At 58.6% G+C, this 17,928-nt stretch carries 16 protein-coding genes; 13 read left to right on the forward strand and 3 right to left on the reverse strand.

All coding sequences use genetic code 11. The features are described from left to right. The first annotated feature begins 16 nt into the window (after positions 1-16). The 5 genes from ILT44_RS31730 to ILT44_RS19585 all read left to right on the forward strand — a co-directional run bounded on the left by ILT44_RS31730 (position 17) and on the right by ILT44_RS19585 (position 5,862). Positions 17-2,206 carry an acetate--CoA ligase family protein gene (locus ILT44_RS31730; protein ID WP_204241297.1) on the forward strand — a complete coding sequence of 730 codons (2,190 nt, stop codon included), beginning with the start codon at positions 17-19 and terminating at the stop codon, positions 2,204-2,206. Next, a complete protein-coding gene (locus ILT44_RS19570) occupies positions 2,203-3,027 on the forward strand; it encodes an enoyl-CoA hydratase/isomerase family protein (RefSeq protein ID WP_204241298.1) in 825 nt (274 codons plus the stop codon). The genes ILT44_RS31730 and ILT44_RS19570 overlap by 4 nt, the downstream gene beginning before the upstream one ends. Continuing rightward, complete coding sequence (locus ILT44_RS19575; protein ID WP_204241299.1) at positions 3,024-3,878, forward strand: ABC transporter permease; 855 nt, start codon at positions 3,024-3,026, stop codon at positions 3,876-3,878. Before ILT44_RS19570 ends, ILT44_RS19575 begins: the two co-directional genes overlap by 4 nt. Positions 3,879-3,901: 23 nt before the next feature. Next, complete coding sequence (locus ILT44_RS19580; RefSeq protein WP_204241300.1) at positions 3,902-4,984, forward strand: ABC transporter substrate-binding protein; 1,083 nt, start codon at positions 3,902-3,904, stop codon at positions 4,982-4,984. 74 nt (positions 4,985-5,058) lie between these two features. Then, positions 5,059-5,862, forward strand: a complete 804-nt coding sequence (locus ILT44_RS19585) for an ABC transporter ATP-binding protein (RefSeq protein WP_204241301.1) — start codon at positions 5,059-5,061, stop codon at positions 5,860-5,862. Between the two features lie 276 nt (positions 5,863-6,138). Here ILT44_RS19585 and ILT44_RS19590 read toward each other — a convergent pair whose 3' ends face one another. Then, entirely contained in the window at positions 6,139-6,897 is a 759-nt protein-coding gene (locus ILT44_RS19590) for an SDR family NAD(P)-dependent oxidoreductase (protein ID WP_204241302.1), read from the reverse strand. Positions 6,898-7,544: 647 nt separating this feature from the next. Here ILT44_RS19590 and ILT44_RS19595 point away from each other — a divergent pair. Beyond that, complete coding sequence (locus ILT44_RS19595; RefSeq protein ID WP_204241303.1) at positions 7,545-8,015, forward strand: MBL fold metallo-hydrolase; 471 nt, start codon at positions 7,545-7,547, stop codon at positions 8,013-8,015. Positions 8,016-8,090: 75 nt separating this feature from the next. Here the strand turns inward: ILT44_RS19595 and ILT44_RS19600 are convergent, their stop codons facing one another. Next, positions 8,091-8,894: an IclR family transcriptional regulator gene (locus ILT44_RS19600; RefSeq protein ID WP_204241304.1), complete on the reverse strand. Its 804-nt coding sequence runs from the start codon at positions 8,892-8,894 to the stop codon at positions 8,091-8,093. Between the two features lie 99 nt (positions 8,895-8,993). Between ILT44_RS19600 and ILT44_RS19605 the strand changes: the two genes are divergently transcribed. The 7 genes from ILT44_RS19605 to ILT44_RS19635 are packed head-to-tail and all read left to right on the forward strand — an operon-like array spanning position 8,994 to position 16,880. Beyond that, positions 8,994-10,169: an acyl-CoA dehydrogenase family protein gene (locus tag ILT44_RS19605; protein ID WP_204241305.1), complete on the forward strand. Its 1,176-nt coding sequence runs from the start codon at positions 8,994-8,996 to the stop codon at positions 10,167-10,169. 21 nt (positions 10,170-10,190) lie between these two features. Next, entirely contained in the window at positions 10,191-12,254 is a 2,064-nt protein-coding gene (locus ILT44_RS19610; protein ID WP_204241306.1) for a 3-hydroxyacyl-CoA dehydrogenase NAD-binding domain-containing protein, read from the forward strand. A gap of 31 nt (positions 12,255-12,285) precedes the next feature. Further along, positions 12,286-13,464 carry an acetyl-CoA C-acyltransferase gene (locus ILT44_RS19615; protein ID WP_204241307.1) on the forward strand — a complete coding sequence of 393 codons (1,179 nt, stop codon included), beginning with the start codon at positions 12,286-12,288 and terminating at the stop codon, positions 13,462-13,464. A gap of 20 nt (positions 13,465-13,484) precedes the next feature. Next, a complete protein-coding gene (locus tag ILT44_RS19620; RefSeq protein ID WP_204241308.1) occupies positions 13,485-14,459 on the forward strand; it encodes an NADPH:quinone oxidoreductase family protein in 975 nt (324 codons plus the stop codon). Continuing rightward, positions 14,456-14,887: a PaaI family thioesterase gene (locus ILT44_RS19625; protein ID WP_204241309.1), complete on the forward strand. Its 432-nt coding sequence runs from the start codon at positions 14,456-14,458 to the stop codon at positions 14,885-14,887. Before ILT44_RS19620 ends, ILT44_RS19625 begins: the two co-directional genes overlap by 4 nt. 54 nt (positions 14,888-14,941) lie before the next feature. Further along, entirely contained in the window at positions 14,942-16,111 is a 1,170-nt protein-coding gene (locus tag ILT44_RS19630; protein ID WP_204241310.1) for an acyl-CoA dehydrogenase family protein, read from the forward strand. Positions 16,112-16,124: 13 nt separating this feature from the next. Further along, positions 16,125-16,880 carry an SDR family NAD(P)-dependent oxidoreductase gene (locus ILT44_RS19635; protein WP_204241311.1) on the forward strand — a complete coding sequence of 252 codons (756 nt, stop codon included), beginning with the start codon at positions 16,125-16,127 and terminating at the stop codon, positions 16,878-16,880. A 96-nt stretch (positions 16,881-16,976) separates the two neighbouring features. Here ILT44_RS19635 and ILT44_RS19640 read toward each other — a convergent pair whose 3' ends face one another. Then, a complete protein-coding gene (locus ILT44_RS19640) occupies positions 16,977-17,753 on the reverse strand; it encodes an IclR family transcriptional regulator (protein WP_204241312.1) in 777 nt (258 codons plus the stop codon). Between the last annotated feature and the right edge of the window lie 175 nt (positions 17,754-17,928).

Raw genomic sequence — 17,928 nt, forward strand, 5'->3', positions numbered from 1 at the left:
CAACCGGGAGAATCTTGTGAACGCGCCTTTCGATCATCGCAACAAGAACGGCCTTAGCAGGGAAGGTTGGAAGGCTTTCTCCAATCCGCGCTCCATCGCTCTCGTGGGTGCCAGTGGCCGCATCAGCAGCGTCAGTTTCACGACGCGTTTTCTCGATACAAACCGTGATATTGGCTATTCCGGAGAGATATTCCTCATCAATCCGACGCGAGACACGATCCTGGACCGGAAATGCTGGAAAGACTTGTCCTCATTGCCGGTCTCACCCGAGTTGGTGATCATCAATCTTCCCGACGAAAAGGTTCTACCAGCCGTACATGAGGCGATTGCCTGCGGGGCGAAGGGCCTCATGATCCACTCTGGTGGGTTCGCGGAGCGGGGGGAGGCGGGAGTTCAGCGTGAGCTGGAATTGCAGCGCGCCTGCGCTGAGGCCGAGATCGCTGCGCTTGGGCCGAACTGCCTCGGCCTGATCAACCTGACCAACGGCGTTTCGCTGTCAAGCTTCCGGCTTTCCCCGAACCTGAAGAAAGGGCCCATCGCACTGATCAGCCAGAGCGGTTCCGTGGCTGGCATCCTTATGCATATTGCAAGTGAGCATGGCGTCTCTTTTGCAGCTAGTACCGGCAATGAGGCGGTGACCACGACCGAAGACCTGATCGCTCAGGCAATCGACGATCCTGCAACCAAGCTTATCGTGTGTTTCATCGAGGAGCTTCGGCGGCCATACGCGCTGTTCGATCTCGCTGCCCGCGCCCATCGGGCCGGCAAGCCGATCGTGGTGCTCAAGGCAGGACTGACCGAGAAAGGCGGGGAGGTTTCGCGCGGCCACACGGGCGCGCTTGCTGGCTCGGGCACTGTCTATAGGCAGGCTTTCGAGCAGGCCGGCATCATCTTGGCCGAAGACTTCGATGATCTCGCTCAAACCATCGAACTCCTCATGAAAGTGAAGCCGGACTTGGCGTCCGTTCGTATCGGGATGCTCGGCACGTCCGGCGGCGAACTTGGAAACGTCACGGACCTTTGCGAGGCAATGGGCATCGAATTGCCTGACCTCTCGGAAAAGACACTTGCAGCTTTGCAGGATTGGCTCGTTCTTCCCGCGGATGTCTTGCCGCGTAACCCGGTCGATGCAGGAACCGGGTTCAACTTCTCGGGAACCTATGAAGATCGCATGCGCGGCGCCATTCGCGCCGTCGCTGCGGATCCCTCCATCGATATGGTTCTGGTTGTGCAAGGCTTTCACCGCGAAGGGGAGAACAGTCTATTGTCGCTCAACCGCGAGATCATGGCCGCCGCGGCAAAGGAATCCTACCAGACTGACGTTCCAATCGCCGTCTTGACCTGCCAGTCGACCCGCTATGACGACGAAATCATGGCAGAAATCACGGCTGCAGGCGTTCCGGCCCTGCGAGGTGCGCGCGAGGGACTGATGGCTATCGGCCATCTCGCTCAATACTCCGCTTATCTACGCGATCGCCGGCAAGCTGCCGTCAAAAGTTGCACGCCAGGAAAGACCGCTCGTCCTGCTTCTTGGCCGAATGGCTTGGTTTCGCAGGGAGATCTGTTCTCGCTTCTCGCGGCCAACGGATTGCCCGTCACCCGCAACGGCATTGCCCGAAGCGCAGAGGAGGCCGAGGCTTTGGTCCGTGAGGTCGGCGGCAAGGCCGTCATGAAGATCGACACCTCAAGGGTCATCCATAAGAGCGATATAGGCGGCGTGGCGCTGAATGTCACGCCGGAAACGGCAAGGGAGAATTTTACCCGTCTGATCGAGTGTGTCTCCCCACCCATCGGAAGCGAGCCGAATGAGGGCATCTTCGTCGCCGAACAGTTGGGCGACGGGATTGAGTTTTACATCGGAGCCAAGCCCGATGCGACGTTCGGGACCGTCATCGTTATAGGCATGGGCGGGCGGCTTCTCGAGGTCTTGGGCCAGACGAACCCACTCGTCATGCCATTCAGCAAAGCCGACGTGGTGAGAGCCATTGAGGCAAGCGGCTCGTCTCGCTTCCTCAATGGTTTTCGGGGCGGACCTGTAGCGGATCTCGAGATGCTCGCATCCCTTGTCGATCAGGTGGGCGACTACGCGCGCTCTCTCGGCGACGCGATCGAGGTTCTCGACCTGAATCCCGTCATCATAACCCAAGACAGACCGGGCGGCTGTATCGCGGATGCGCGCCTCATTCTGAAGGGAGCCGAGCAATGAAAGACTCTACGCAGATCAGCTTCGGGGTTGCTGAAGAGGTCGCTACACTGACTCTCAGGCGTGCTCATAAGCTTAACGCGCTGACGGACCAGATTAACCTGGAACTGTTCGACGCTCTGAACCGCATTGCCGAAACGCCGGCGATCAAGGTCGTCGTGCTGTCAGGCGAAGGCCGTGCATTCTCCGCGGGCTACGATGTGGGCGAGGGTCCGGACATGCCGGAGCGAACTCCAGCCTATTGGAAATATCACTTTTTCCTCGCCTTCCAGACGCTGCGCCGCATCTGGTCGCTGCCACAGCCGGTGGTCGCCAAGGTGCGAGGCGCCTGCCTCGGTGGCGGCATGGCTCTCGCCATGGCCAGCGACCTCACTTATGCCAGTGACGATGCCTTCTTCGGCGATGCCGAGATCAAATTCGGGGGCGGGGGCAATATGTTCCCGGTGCTACAGTGGATCATCGGGTTCAAGAAGCTGAGTGAGTTGCAGCTCACAGGCCGGAATGTTTACGCCGCCGAGGCGCTCGAACTCGGGATGGTGAACGAGATCATACCAGGCGATGACCTTGACAGGCGCGTCGATCAGGTCGTGCGGCACATGTGCTTGCTTCCTGATGGCACACTGGTTCGCAACAAGGCAAGCGTACGACGCTGGTATGAGCAGATGGGAGTTGGAGCTGTCATTACCGCGAACGAGCAAAGCTCGGCACTCGGACTCAGCACGAGCGGAGAAACCGAGTTCACCCGAATTTCGAAACGAGACGGGGTTTCGGCGGCCCTTCGGTGGCAGAAAGGCCATTTTTCAGATGTGGGAGCGTTCAAATGAACAAAGCTCGTTCCGAACCGCAGCCGCTCCTCACGCCGATGCACAGCCGCATCGGCCGGCTTGATCTCGTGCGGATCAAGGACGATGGACAGCGCTTCATTGCCTGGCTCATCAGCGCGGTCCTGCTGATATGGTTTTGGCAGTGGTATGTGGCGGAGTTCGATGTATCGCCTGCCGTGTTCCCGTCACCCGCCGCCGTCTGGGAAGCGCTTTATCTCAATCTCGCGGACGGCACCTTCATCTCCGATTTGGCCTACACGATGGAAGAAGTGCTGATCGGGTTCTTCGGTGGAAGTACGGTCGGTTTCCTGCTGGCGCTAATTATCTCCGAGTTCAGGCCGGTCCGCACGATCCTCTATCCTTATGTGATCGCCTTCCAGGCCGTGCCGAAGACTGCGCTTGCGCCGATGTTCCTGATCTGGTTCGGCTTCGGAATTGAGTCCAAGGTCGCACTCGTTATTTCAACCGTGTTCTTTCCCGTTCTGATTAACACGCTTTCTGGGCTCGAGCGGACAGACCCGGATCAGCTCGACATGCTCAGGGCTTATTGCGGGAAGCGCTGGCGCATCTTTCTGCGCGTCAAGCTCCCGAGCGCGATGCCGCCGCTCTTTGCGGGTCTGGAGCTCTCGATCGTGTTGGCAATCATCGCAGCTGTCGTCTCCGAGTTCCTCGGCGCGGTCGGCGGGCTCGGCTATCGGATTCTTACCTTCAACACCAATCTCGACATGGCTGGACAGTTCGCCGCGCTCATCCTGTTGTCCCTCACCGGATTTATCCTTCATGCAATCGTGAAGTACATCGGGAACCGAGTCGTATTCTGGGGACGGGCGCGAGAAGGCAGCACTCATTGATCAATCAGCAAAGGGGAACAGATATGCGCAGTGTCGTCCAGAAAGTTGCGGTTGCAGTCATCAGTACGTCTCTGTTGGGGGCAAGCGTTACGGGCGCTATCGCCAAGGAACTGAAAAAGGTTACGTACGCCATCGCCACCGCAGATCTCAACGTAGGTTATCCCTTTGCGACGCTCCCGAAGGCGCTCGGTTACTTCGAAGATGAGGGGCTTGAGGTCTCCATCGTGCCGGGCCAATCCTCCGCCGCAACGGCGCAGATCCTCCTGACGGGTCGTGCCGACGTCGGCGTAGCCCAACCGGATCCAGTCATGATCCAGCGCGCCAACTCAAAGATCCCACTTGTCTCGTTTTATGCCGTCAGTCGCAGGGGGACGAATGTCCTCATCACCCGCGTGGACTCTCCCATCCAAACGATTAAGGACCTCAAGGGGAAGAAGGCTGGCGTTGGAGATCTCGGCTCGGGCAGCATAACTTACCTCAAATCCCGGCTGCTGCAGGAGGGCATGAGCGACAAGGATGTCCAACTAGTCACAACCGGCTATGGCACGCCTGGATTTGAGGCGCTGAAGAACGGGGTCGTCGATTTCGCTGTCAGCTTTACCGGTGGCGTCGCTCGGATGACTGTCGCGGGCTACAATGTCCGCAAGCTGCCTCGGACCGAAGACGAACTAAATCAGTACAGCTATAATCTGTTCGCCACTGAGGACTACATCAAGAACAACCCGGATGTCATCAAGGGTCTAGGAAGAGCGACGGCCAAGGCAACGATTTTTCTCAAGAACAACCCGGAGGCCGCCGTTCGTGCGTTTTGGAAATACGCACCGGATCGTGCACCGAAGGATCTGAACGATCCAAAGGCGATGGAGCGAGATCTGGCCATCCTGACTGCTCAGATTCAAGACATGGGGGCGGACGAACTTCCGGATGACTTTGCTTGGGGTAGCCAGGAGACGGCAGTTTATGACAAGATCCAGAAGTATCTGATCGATGCCGGACAGATCAAGACACCTGCTGACCCCCACACCTTCTTTAACAACTCCTTCGCCAGTGACTATATCAATTTCGACCACAAGGCGATCGTTGACGCAGCCAAAGCTGCGAAATGAATCCGAGAAGGCCTGACAGGGCTTGCTCTGTCAGGCCGATTGAACACCCAATTCACTATAGATCGGAGCCAACGATGAAGCAGGTATCCCACGGCATCTCCTTCCAAGACGTTGGACGAACCTTCATGACGCGTGAAGGGAAGACGCTCACCGCATTACAGACCGTGCGCTTCGAGATCGAGCCGGGCGAGTTCGTGTCGCTTCTCGGTCCAAGCGGATGTGGCAAGACAACTTTGCTGCGCATGGTCGCCGGCTTGCTGTCGCCGAGCTGGGGCAAGGTCATGGTCGGCGGCAGCGAGGTCACGCGTCCGCGTCCGAACTTCGGTGTAATCTTCCAACAACCTCTTCTGCTTCCCTGGCTGTCCGTTCTCAAGAACGTGCTTCTACCGGTCGATGTGCAGGGTCGTAAAGTCGGTGACTATGTCGAGCGTGCACAAGAACTCATCAAAATGGTCGGACTGAAGGGGTTTGAGAACCGCCTGCCGACCGAGCTTTCTGGGGGAATGCAGCAGCGCGTGGCGTTGGCTCGTGGGCTGATTCATGATCCGAAGCTGCTTCTGATGGATGAGCCTTTTGCAGCCCTCGACGCCATGACGCGTGAAAATATGAACATTGAACTGCAGCGCATCTGGCACGCTAACCGCAAAACGGTCCTGTTCGTGACGCACGGCATTCCTGAAGCTGTCTTTCTCAGTGACCGAGTGGTCGTGATGAGTGCCCGACCCGGGCGTATATCCAAAATCGTTGATATTCCGTTCGAACGCCCGCGGCGCTCGGAACTTCTCGGTACGGCTGAGTTCGCCGAGATTGTGGCTGAGATCCGGTCAGTCTTCGATGAAGCGCATGGCACGCATCCGTCCAAACAAGCAGCTGCTTGACGCATAGACAATCACATGGGCAGGGCCCTTCTCATGATCCCCGCCATGTCGGAAGGGAGCTACGATTCAGGCGATATCAATATAAGGCGCCACAATTTGTATCTGCAGCGTAGATGTACCGGCTACTTTCGCACCTGCTCTTGACTTGCGACGGTGCCGCCCTTCTCTGGACGCCTTCCTCAAGGGGTGTACAACACCTCCACATTAGCACAGCAAAGCCTTCGGAGCCTCCACCCGCTAGAGTAATTTGGCCTACCTACGTCTCAGGGCCGTGTCCTACAGCGACCCACCATCGATCGTGAGGGTCTGCCCAGTGACAAAAGTTGCAGCAGATGCAAGAAAGAAAATAGCGGTCGCTACCTCTTCTGGATATCCTATGCGGCCGAGTAAAGCTCGTTCAGCGGCGCTCTCCTTGCGCTGCTCTGGCCAGTCCGCGATCCAGTCTGTTGATATCAGCCCGGGGGCAACGGCGTTTACACGTACGTCTGGCGCCAAAGCAGCTGCCAAACTCTTTGTCAGATTGATGAGACCGGCTTTGCTGGCCGCATAAGCGATACTGCTTCCACGCAATCCCAGCCCAGCGACTGACGCCGTATTAACAATGGCCCCCTTCGACATCTTCAATGCCGCCGATGCTGCTTGAGAGCACCTGAACGGTCCAATGAGGTTAGTTGACAGGACCTTTATCCAAAGCGCTTCCGTCATCGCGTCGAGGTCGGAGAACGGAATGGGCCTACGTGTTGCTGCCGTTCCGGCATTATTGATGAGGAAGTCCAATCCCCCCATCTCATCAATGGCGCGCGAAACACACGATCTCGCATCATCTGCATCTGAAACGTCACCGGGTGCGTCAAGAACCTCAAATCCCTTACTCCGAAGGCGATTCACGGCCTCCTTGGCAGCGGCATCACTGGGAAGGTAATTGATCGAGACCGTCGCTCCATTTCTGGCAAACATAGCGGCAGTAGCAAAACCAATACCGGATGCCCCCCCAGTGACTAAGACTTTCCTTCCGCTAAGATCTAACGAAATCAATCACTTCTCCGCAACCCTAGGTGGAAACTGGGCACACCGGCTTGATACCCCGATCTTAGTTCGAATCTTAGTGTTTGTGCATCTTGATCTTCATAAATCGCTCACATTAAATTACAAAGGCAAGTGGAAATTAATTTCGCCATTCGGAATATGCTCGTGAAAGCTCTATGGGATTGCGTGTCAAAAACAGGACGTAAACAAAACTCGGAGCTAACCTTGGTTCCTTGATGAATGTGCGTCGGCAGAGTGGCTTAGCGGCTGGGGAAGGTAGACAAATGGCATTTCTCACTGAGTCTACTCCAGAGCGTGGTGTCGCTTCTGAGATAGTGCCCGGCATTAGGCGGATCGTCGCTCGCAATCCAAGTTTGATGACGTATCACGGCACCAATACATACCTGATTCCGAGGCCGTCCGGCTTCATCCTAATCGACCCAGGGCCGGACGATTCCGTTCATGTGAACGATGTTCTCTTGGGAACGGAGGGTCGTGTATCGACGATCATCCTCAGCCACAGCCACTAGGATCATCGCGGCGCCTGCGCAGCTCTGCAGGAGAAGACCGGAGCCCCAGTCGCCGCATTCCATGCTAGTGCGTCCCCCGAGTTTAGTCCGGACATCCCGCTGCAGGATGGCGACGAAGTGGAGGGCATGATCGCCATCCATACGCCCGGCCATGCGAGCGACCATCTTTGCTTCACCAGACCGGACGGACTTCTGTTCAGCGCCGATCACGTCATGTCATGGTCGAGCACGATCGTTTCCCCTCCCGATGGGGATATGGCGGATTATTGCACAAGTCTTCAAATTCTGTTGAATCGAAGCGAGAACATTTTTCTTCCTGGGCATGGGCCGCCGATTCACTATCCCAAGCCCTATGTTGCCAGCTTGCTCAGCTACAGAACCGAGCGTGAGCGAGCAATCGTCGATGCCCTGAATATCCGCCCGTTCAACACCTGGGATCTAGTCGATCGTCTGTACTCGAAAACCGATCTTTGGTTGAGGATGGCGGCCGAAAGGAATGTCGTCGCCCATCTGCTGAAGCTGCAGAGCGAGGGCAAGGTGGAGGAGTACGCCGAACTGTGGCGTCCGACGTCTCTTCGCCGCGCGCAAGCTCGCTGATCAGACCGCTGCACTGCCACGAGTTGCCACGAGGCCGGTGCCGTGTTTTCGACCGGATGCTTGGGTCGGGAGCGTTCAAACGCTGCCCAAGGCTCGACGAATGCGCGCGGCGAGTTCGACGAGATCTCGTCCCACTGTATCAAGCATGTCCGTTTGCAGGATGAGCGCGGAGCCGCCGCAGTTCAAAGCATAGGTCTGCGCGCCGTGAAGAACCAGCGGCACACCGACAGAATTGACCTCCTGCTTCCATTCGCCCACAGAGGTGACATAACCGTTCTGGCGATATTGCTCGACTGACCGCTGAACGCCCTCACGTATGGCTTGTCCTGCCTCGTCCGGAAAGCACAGCTCGTCGAGGAGGCGCTCCCGCGCCGCAGGATCGAGGCTCGCGAGATAGGCCCTTCCCATGGCGGAGGAAGCCATCCTGATGTGAGAGCCGACCTCGATGCCGATATGCAGCGGGCTCGAGCCACGACAATGCTCGATATAGACCATCGTTCGCCCGTCCGGCGCGCCGATCGCAACCGAACATCCGACCCGGTCTGCAAGTTCCTGCATCATCGGGCGCGCAACATCGCGGACGGCGAGGCCCCCGAGCGCGGTGAAGCCGAGCGCCAGAGCCGAGACCGAAAGAGAGTACCGACCTGTTACCGGGGAATATTCTAGGTAGCCAAGGCGACCCAGCGTATAGGTGAGACGTGAGATCGTGGATTTCGCCAGCCCGGTCCGATCCGCAAGCTCCTGATTGCCGAGTCCGATGTCGCCCCGCCTGAAGGCCCGTAGCACGCTGAGCCCGCGGGAGAGGGCGGTCACGAAACGAGGGTCTTGATCGTCGGCGAGAGTCGCTGTCGCGACGACACTGTCTTTTCGCTTGCGCATTATCGTCCTAGCAAAAACTGTCACGCCACCCCTTGACCTAAACCGCGGCAACGGGCAACTTCTAACGACGTTTTCGGAATTTAATTCCACGAGGCGGAATTGGCAATAGACAGCGAAGTTTTTCAACAGCTTCTGGATACGGTCGAGCGCTTTGTCCGGGAAAGGCTCCGGCCACGGGAGTTCGAGGTGGCCATGAGCGATGCCGTGCCTGCCGACGTCGTTCAGGAGATGCGCAACCTCGGCCTGTTCGGGTTGGCGATCTCCGAGGAGTTCGGCGGACTGGAACTCAACCTTTCGGAAGAAGTGCAGATTGCCTTCCGGCTTGGAGGAACCTCGCCTGCGTTCCGATCCGTCATCGGCACGAACAACGGCATTGGATCGCAGGGCATCATCATCGACGGAACGTCTGAGCAGAAGGCCTATTATCTGCCGCGCCTGGCGAGCGGTGAATTGATCGGATCCTTCTGTCTAACCGAGCCGGAGGCGGGATCGGATGCCGGATCGCTTCGCACCTCAGCAAAGCGCGACGGCGATTACTTCCTGATCTCCGGCACCAAGCGATTCATCACCAACGCGCCGCAGGCCGGTGTTTTCACCGTGTTCGCGCGAACTGATCCGGAGAGCAAAACCGCCTCGGGCGTTACTGCCTTTATCGTCGATGCTCATCTGCCTGGCATAACGCTCGGCAAGAAGGACCATAAGATGGGCCAGCAAGGTGCTCATACCTGCGACGTGATCTTCGACAATGTCCGGGTGCCCGTGACCGCCATCATTGGCGGCGAGCGCAACCTGGGAAAGGGATTCGCCACCGCGATGAAGGTACTCGACCGGGGCCGCTTGACCATCGCGGCGGTCTGCGTCGGCATAGCCGAGCGGCTGATCGCCGACAGTTTGGCCTATGCGATGGAACGAAAGCAGTTCGGACAGCCCATCGCGGAATTTCAGCTCATTCAGGCCATGCTCGCGGATATGCGCACCGAGTGCTTCGCTGCAGAATGCATGGTCGAGGAAACGGCCCGCCGGTTCGACAATGGCAAGACGGTCGCCACGGAAGCCGCCTGCTGCAAGATGTTTGCCTCGGAAATGGTGGGGCGCGTCGCGGACAAGGCCGTGCAGATCCATGGAGGTGCTGGATATGTCGCGGATTATGGGATCGAACGGTTCTATCGGGACGTGCGCCTGTTCCGGATCTACGAAGGGACAACGCAGATCCAGCAACTTGTCATCGCGCGCAACATGACGCGTGAGGCGCGGCAGCAATCCGCCAACATCTAATCCGAGACGGAAAGGCTCGTCATGGTATCGGTAGAGGTTGAGCGCAGGGATGAAATCTCGATCGTCTGGGTCGACAACCCGCCGGTCAACGCATTGGGAGCTGCTCTGCGGGCTGGTATTCTGGGAGCCTTGGACGCGGCTGTCCGAGATCAGGCAGTGGCCGGCATCGTATTGGCCTCGCGTCAAGCGATTTTCAGCGCCGGTGCCGATATTAAGGAATTCAACCAAACTCCAGCCAGGCCATCGCTGCGTGAGGTGATCGAAGCATTCGACGCTTCTCCCAAGCCGATCGTTGCGGCTATCAACGGGGTTTGCTACGGCGGCGGCCTTGAGCTGGCGCTCGCCTGCGACGCAAGGATCGTGACCTCCACGGCGCGCCTAGCGCTCCCGGAGATCAAGCTCGGTCTGTTGCCGGGGGGCGGTGGAACGCAGCGCCTGCCAAGGCTCATGAAGCCTGCGGATGCCCTGAAGCTCATGGCAGATGGGGTGCCCTGCACCGGCGAGCAATCCGTGACGAGCAGACTGGCGGATGCTCTCGCGGCATCCGAACGACTGGTCACCGAAGCGACGGCGAAAGCGAGGTCGCTCGCGAAGAGGAGCGCCCGCCAACGCCTTCGCGACGCCGTCGTCGACCATCGGACTCGGGAAGCCTTTGAGACTGCTGCGGCAGCGCTGTTGAAAGCGCATCCCGGCGAACCGCATATCGAAGCGTTGGTCGGGGTGGTCAGGGGGAGCTATGAGCTTGCCTTCGATGAGGGCATGCGGCGAGAGCGTGAGTCTTTCGAAACGTTGCTGCTCGATGACCGCTCGAAATCTCTGCGTCACGCCTTCTTTGCCGAGCGCGAGAGCGGTCATGTCCCCGGGGATATCAAATCGTCTGATCTCATCGACGTTAAAGCGGTCGGTGTGATCGGCGGCGGCACGATGGGAAGCGGGATCGCTATGGCGTTTGCTTCCAACGGTATTCCCGTCACTCTCATCGAGACCGATGAGCCTGCGGCACAGCGGGCCTTCGAGCGGATTGCCGCTAGCTTCGCAAACTCGGTGCGCAGAGGGAGCCTCTCGGAATCAGCAAGATCCGAAAACCTCGCCCGAATCAAGACCGCTGTGGACTACGCGGAATTGGGCGCCGCCGATCTCGTCATTGAGGCCGCATTCGAGGAAATCGATATCAAACGCCAGATCTTCGCGAAGCTCGCGGCGACGACGAAGCAGAACGCGGTTCTGGCTACCAACACGTCCTATCTCGACGTTGATGCGATCGCCGAGGCAAGCGGGGTCGCAGAGCGCGTGGTCGGCATGCATTTCTTCAGCCCCGCCAACGTTATGAAACTGGTCGAGGTCGTGCGCGGTGAACGGACTTCTGCCACTGCCATCGCCACCGTCGTGAAAGTGGCGCAAAGGCTCGGGAAGCTTCCTGTGGTGGTCGGCAATTGCCACGGATTTGTCGGCAACCGAATCCTCGCTCGGCGCAGCGAGCAGCTGGATCGGTTGCTTCTTGAAGGGGCTACGCCGGAAGATGTCGATCGTGCATTCACCGCATTCGGGTCGAAGCTCGGACCTTGCGCCATGGGCGATCTCGCTGGCCTGGACATCAGTTGGCGAATGCGCCGCGCAACGGGACGAACCGCGCCCGTGGCCGACGCGCTCGTCGCGGCAGGCCGCCTCGGCCAGAAGACGGGACGTGGCTACTATCGTTACGGGGAGGATGGACGCACGGCGAGCCCGGACCCTGAGGTGACACAGCTGATCGAAACGGTGTCGCAGACCCACGGCGTCAGGCGCCGCAGAATCGATCAGGACGAAATCATCGACCGGCTTATTCTCCCGATGATCAACGAAGGGGCACGTATCATCGAGGAGGGAATCGCGGCGCGTCCGGGCGATATCGATGTGATTTGGATCCATGGTTATGGGTTCCCGCGCTGGAGGGGCGGCCCGATGTTCTATGCCCAGACGCGCGGCCTTCCGAACGTTGTCGCTCGCCTAAAGGATCTCGCCGAAATGACAGGCGATGAGTCCCTCCGCCCGGCACCCCTGCTTGAGCGGCTGGCCGCGGATGGAAAATCTTTTGCCTCTCGATGACACTGGTATGACATACAAGCGGATATCACACATGAATGAAGCTGTCATCGTTGCAACCGCGCGGACGCCGATCGGAAAGGCACAACGGGGAGCCTTCAACGATACAGCCGGCGTGGATCTGGTGGCGCCGCTGCTTCCCGAGCTTCTACACCGAGGCGGAGTATCGGCTGGCGATGTAGAAGAAGTCGTCATGGGCTGCGGTTACCCGGAGGGTGCGACCGGCGGCAACGTCGCTCGCGCGGCTGCGCTGCGCGCCGGGTTGCCCGAGACATCCGCCGCTCTCATGATCAGCCGCTTCTGCGCATCCGGCCTCGAAGCCGTGGCTTACGCAGCCCGTCGGATCAAATTCGATGGGGTCCCCGTCTCCATTGCGGGCGGTGTCGAGTCCATCAGTCTCGTCGGGCCGAATTCCAACAAGAATCGGTTGCGCAACGAATGGCTCGAGCAGAACATCCCGGGCATCTACATGCCGATGATCGAGACAGCCGACAACGTTGCCGGGCGTTATGGCATTTCTCGCGAACGGCAGGATGAATACTCCCTCGAAAGCCAGCGCCGTACGGCCGTCGCACAGCAGGCTGGCGTCTTCGCCGAGGAAATCGTCCCGACACAGGCCGTCAAGCTTGTGACGGATAAGGCAACCGGCAGCATCACGAAGGAAACCGTGAGGCTTACCCTCGATGAGGGCAATAGGCCTGATACCACACTCGGCGGTCTCGCCAAGCTGAATCCGGTCCGTGAAGGGCATTTCATCACCGCTGGCAATGCGAGTCAGCTTTCCGATGGAGCCTCCGTGAACCTCCTTATGTCATCGGCAGAAGCCGAACGGCGTGGTCTCAAGGTGCTAGGGGTATTTCGCGGCTTCGCGTCGGCAGGCTGCGCGCCCGATGAGATGGGCATCGGACCTGTCTTCGCCGTTCCGCGCCTGCTCGAGCGAAATGGGTTAGGGGTCGAGGATATCGATCTTTGGGAGCTCAACGAGGCTTTTGCCAGCCAAGTCCTGTACTGCAGGGACCACCTCGGAATTCCCTCAGAGAAGCTCAACGTCAATGGCGGCGCGATCTCGGTCGGACATCCGTTCGGCATGAGCGGATCGCGCATGGTTGGTCATATCGTCCTCGAAGGACGTCGTCGCCAAGCAAAATATGCCGTCGTCACGATGTGCGTCGCAGGCGGAATGGGTTGCGCCGCGCTTATCGAATTCCCCTGATTTATTAAGAGAGAAACGTCATGCGCGCAGTGAAGTGCAATCAATTTGGTCTGGCGGAATCGCTTGTGGTCGAAGAGTTCGATCTTCCGCCGCCCGGCCCAGGCCACGCGCGGGTCCGGGTCGAAGCCGCGGGTGTGAACTTCCCAGATACGCTGATGGTCCAGGGCAAGTATCAGGTCAAGCCGGACCTGCCGTTCGTTCCGGGCGCGGAGCTTGCCGGCATCGTCGAGGCCGTGGGAGACGGTGTCGAGGATCTGCAGCCTGGCATGCCGGTGATCGGCATGGTCGGGCAGGGCGCTTTTGCCGATATCGCCAATGTCAGGACAACGCGCCTCATGCATCGACCCGACACAATGCCGGCCGTGACGGCGGCAGGGTTCTCGATGACCTACGGTACAAGCATGCACGCGCTCAAGCAGCGCGCTCATCTCAAACCGGGGGAAACTCTTCTGGTTCTTGGTGCCAGCGGCGGCGTGGGACTTGCCGCTGTTGAACTAGGTAAGGCGATGGGAGCAACCGTCATCGCCGCTGCGAGCAGCGCGGAAAAACTCGAGGTGGCCCGCAAGGCCGGTGCGGACCACCTCGTGAATTATTCGACGGAATCGCTCAAGGACCGTGTCAAGGAATTGACCGGCGGCAAGGGCGTCGATGTGGTCTATGACCCTGTTGGCGGCGATCTCCTGGAGGAGGCGGTGCGTGCCACTGCCTGGGATGGACGCGTCCTAATCGTGGGGTTCGCATCCGGAACGATTCCTAAGATCCCCGCGAATCTAATGCTGCTGAAGGGATGCTCCCTCGTCGGTGTCTTCTTCGGGACGTTCCGAGATCGGGATCCCGACGCGAATCGCGGGAACTTTGCCGAGATGTTCCGCTGGTATGAGGAGGGCAAGCTCAAGCCTCTCATCAGCACCACGATGGATTTGGCCGACGTCGCCGAGGCGTTCAATATCCTGACCAGCCGGGGAGCGATCGGAAAAATCGTGCTCACCACATGACCGATCCTTTGGCGTCGACCTATCGTGATGTTGGTCTCTTCGGACTTCTGGGTCTCGAGCTGACGCATTCCCAAGATGGGAGCGTCACAGGAAGGCTTGTCATCGATCCGCGCCACCGCAATCGGGCCGGCTACGTCCATGGCGGCGTATTCTGCACCATGATCGATTTTGCCGCATGCGCGGCTGGCCTCCATAGCGAGCCGGGAGAAGCTGCGCGCTACGCGGTCACTCTATCGTTGACGACGCAATTCACCAAAGCGGTCGTCGATGGAGTGCTGCGGGTCGAAGGCCGGCTCGTTTCCGCGGGCCGCAAGTCATATACCGCCGAGGCCCACGTCTATGACGACCATGGCGCGATCGCCGCCCATGGGATCGGCACGTTTCAATGGCGGCCGGGCAGCGAACCGCGTTCGCAGATGCAAACATAGAAAAAAGTGGATGGTGCCGAAATGTTTGAACTCCGGGAAGATCTGAAGCCCCTGATGCGTGAGCTGACACAGTTCATGACGGACCATATCTATCCGAACGAGGAGGAGTATGAACGGCAGTTGCGGTCGCAGGCAAAGCTCTGGTCGGAGCCGCAGATCATGAAGGAGCTCAAGGCCAAGGCCAAGAGGCAGGGGCTTTGGAATATGTTCCTGCCTGCCCATGAGCATAGCGGCAGATTGAGCAACCTGGACTACGCACATTTCTGCGAGGTGATGGGACGGTCGTCGATCGCCTCGGAAGTTTTCAACTGCTCTGCGCCGGACACGGGCAACATGGAAACCCTGATTCTGTATGGGAACGATGAGCAGAAGAAGCGGTGGCTCGAGCCGCTTCTTAAGGGCGAGATCCGCTCCTGCTTCTCGATGACGGAGCCTGCCGTCGCATCCTCAGACGCAACGAACATTCAGACCGAGTTCCGCCGTGACGGCGATCATTACGTGATAAACGGGCGGAAATGGTGGAGCACAGGCGCGAATGACGAGCGCTGCAAAATTGCAATCGTCATGGGGCGGACGGATCCCGCAGCCCCCAAGCACATGCAGCAATCGATGATTCTCGTTCCACTCGATACGCCCGGCGTAACCGTCGAGCGTCCCCTGATGGTTTTCGGATATGATGATGCGCCACATGGTCATGCGGAAATCAGTTTTAACAATGTTCGCGTCCCCGCATCCAACATCCTTCTGGGCGAGGGGAGGGGTTTCGAGATTGCCCAAGGCCGACTTGGACCTGGACGTATCCACCATTGCATGAGGGCCATCGGCCTGGCGGAGAGAGCCCTCGAAACGATGTGTCGCCGTGCCTCTTCACGCATGGCTTTCGGCAAGCCGCTGGCGGATCAGGGGCATCTACGCCAGCTCATTGCGATGTCGCGATGCGAGATCGAGACGGCACGCCTGCTGACGCTGAAGGCCGCGCATATGATGGACACGGTCGGCAATAAGCAGGCGCGTCGTGAGATCGCGATGATCAAGGTAGTCGCTCCGACAATGGCCTGCAACGTCATCGACAGGGCGATTCAGGCACATGGCGCAGCGGGTGTATCGCAGGATACGTTCCTGGCATTCGCCTATGCGAAAGCCCGTACCCTTCGAATTGTGGACGGGCCCGATGAAGTGCACCGAGAAACAATCGCCAAGCTTGAGCTGAAAGCCTATCACTAACGAGGAGCGAGCCATGTTCGATATCGGCGGCAAGGTTGCCTTGATCACCGGTGCATCCCGCGGCATCGGGAAGGCAACAGCCCTCCAGCTTGCCAGAAGCGACGCGAAGGTGGTCGTCTCAAGCCGCAAGCAAGCGGCCTGTGACGAGGTCGTCCGTGAGATCCGTGCGGCCGGCGGCGAGGCGATCGCAATGGCCTGTCATGTAGGCGACCAGGCCCAGCTCAAGGAGCTTGTTCTCTTCGTTGAGGAGACTTGGGGCCATATAGATATCCTCGTCTGCAACGCGGCGACGAATCCGGTCTATGGGCCGATTGGAAACCTGTCGGACGAAGCATTCGCGAAAATTATGACAGTGAATGTGCAAAGCACGATATGGCTAAGCAACCTTGTCCTTCCAGGAATGGCCCAGCGAGGAGGCGGATCCGTCATCATGATGTCGTCCATCGCGGCATTGCGTGGAACTGGCACGATCGGAGCTTACGGCATGTCGAAAGCCGCCGAGGCTGCGCTGACCCGAAATCTTGCTGTTGAATGGGGGCCGAAGAGGATCCGCGTCAATGCCATCGCTCCGGGAGTTGTGAACACCGATTTCGCGCGCGAACTCATCAACGATCCCGTCAGACGGGCGCAGATGGAGAACCGGACCCCGCTGAGGCGGTTCGGTGAACCCGAGGATATTGCCGGCATTGTGCATTTTCTAGCCAGCGACGCCTCCGCCTACATCACAGGCCAAGTGATCGTTGCCGATGGGGGTGAAACAATTGGGTGAACAACAAGTCGCTTGCACTCAGACAGTCGGCCGTCGGCTCCACCGTTGTGTGCTCGTGGTTCCGGCCCCCAAGACGATCTTATGCCAGTTTCGGCTTCAGGGCATGATGAAGGCTAGTTGATTTCGCACATTGGCAGCGAGCGACTTCAGCCGTGGACCCACTTCCTCCTCGATTTGGTTCGGGCTCAGCCGAAAAATAGGAACACGACAATTCATAGCGAAGCATTCGCCATTCTTGTCACGAAGCAGCGGCACGCCCGCAGAATGGGTTCCCGGGATCCATTCGCCTCGCGTTACAGAAAAGCCTTGGCTCTTGCAGTTTGCCACGCCCTTTAGGAAGGACTGGTGATACTTGTCCCATAAGTCAGGCCGGAGTTGCTTCATCTGCTGAAGCTTCAGTTCGTATTCCTGATCGGTCAGCAACGAGCACAAGGCGTGACCGATTGCGGCGGGCACTAGGGGGCCGATCGTGCCGAGGTCCGGCGATGTCCAGATATTCTCGTTGACGCGGGATGTTTCCAGATAGACGAAGTTGGCGCCCTCGATTACCCCGATCGAAACCGTGCCACCGAGATCCTGCGCCAGCTTTTGCATAGACGGGCGCGCGATGTGGAGAATCTTCAAGTCCGCAAGCAGCGGGTTGACGAGCATCAAAGCGCCCCAACTGAGCCGGAACTTCGATTTTTCCTGCTTGAGATAGCCGAGCTTCGTCAGCGTATAGGTCAGACGGGCAACCGTGGGGCGGTTAAGGCCGGTATGTACGGCGATCTCACCATTGCTCAACACATTCCGGTCGGGGCGAAATGCTTCAAGAACAGCCAGCCCTTTTGCCAGTGTCGTGGCAAAGCCAACATCGCGATAGGTCTCTTCCAATTGCCGCTCCCAGCCGCTAGCGAGGGGACTGAACTCCGATGGCAACGACTGCCGTCCAGCTCAAACACTTTCAGGAAATTCTCTGCTCTACTTCGCTGTTGCAACAAATAAAACATCATTCATGTTAATGTCAACATAGTGGACGTGTAAGAATAATTTTTACGATAATATTGAC

The organism is Microvirga arvi, from assembly GCF_016892765.1.
Classification (GTDB): domain Bacteria; phylum Pseudomonadota; class Alphaproteobacteria; order Rhizobiales; family Beijerinckiaceae; genus Microvirga; species Microvirga arvi.

Coding starts and splice junctions, on each gene's coding strand:
- ILT44_RS19570 (WP_204241298.1), top strand. CDS start 2,203: ATGAAAGACTCTACGCAGATCAGCTTCGGGGTTGCTGAAGAGGTCGCT.
- ILT44_RS19575 (WP_204241299.1), top strand. CDS start 3,024: ATGAACAAAGCTCGTTCCGAACCGCAGCCGCTCCTCACGCCGATGCAC.
- ILT44_RS19580 (WP_204241300.1), top strand. CDS start 3,902: ATGCGCAGTGTCGTCCAGAAAGTTGCGGTTGCAGTCATCAGTACGTCT.
- ILT44_RS19585 (WP_204241301.1), top strand. CDS start 5,059: ATGAAGCAGGTATCCCACGGCATCTCCTTCCAAGACGTTGGACGAACC.
- ILT44_RS19595 (WP_204241303.1), top strand. CDS start 7,545: ATGATCGCCATCCATACGCCCGGCCATGCGAGCGACCATCTTTGCTTC.
- ILT44_RS19600 (WP_204241304.1), bottom strand. CDS start 8,894: ATGCGCAAGCGAAAAGACAGTGTCGTCGCGACAGCGACTCTCGCCGAC.
- ILT44_RS19610 (WP_204241306.1), top strand. CDS start 10,191: ATGGTATCGGTAGAGGTTGAGCGCAGGGATGAAATCTCGATCGTCTGG.
- ILT44_RS19615 (WP_204241307.1), top strand. CDS start 12,286: ATGAATGAAGCTGTCATCGTTGCAACCGCGCGGACGCCGATCGGAAAG.
- ILT44_RS19620 (WP_204241308.1), top strand. CDS start 13,485: ATGCGCGCAGTGAAGTGCAATCAATTTGGTCTGGCGGAATCGCTTGTG.
- ILT44_RS19625 (WP_204241309.1), top strand. CDS start 14,456: ATGACCGATCCTTTGGCGTCGACCTATCGTGATGTTGGTCTCTTCGGA.
- ILT44_RS19630 (WP_204241310.1), top strand. CDS start 14,942: ATGCGTGAGCTGACACAGTTCATGACGGACCATATCTATCCGAACGAG.
- ILT44_RS19635 (WP_204241311.1), top strand. CDS start 16,125: ATGTTCGATATCGGCGGCAAGGTTGCCTTGATCACCGGTGCATCCCGC.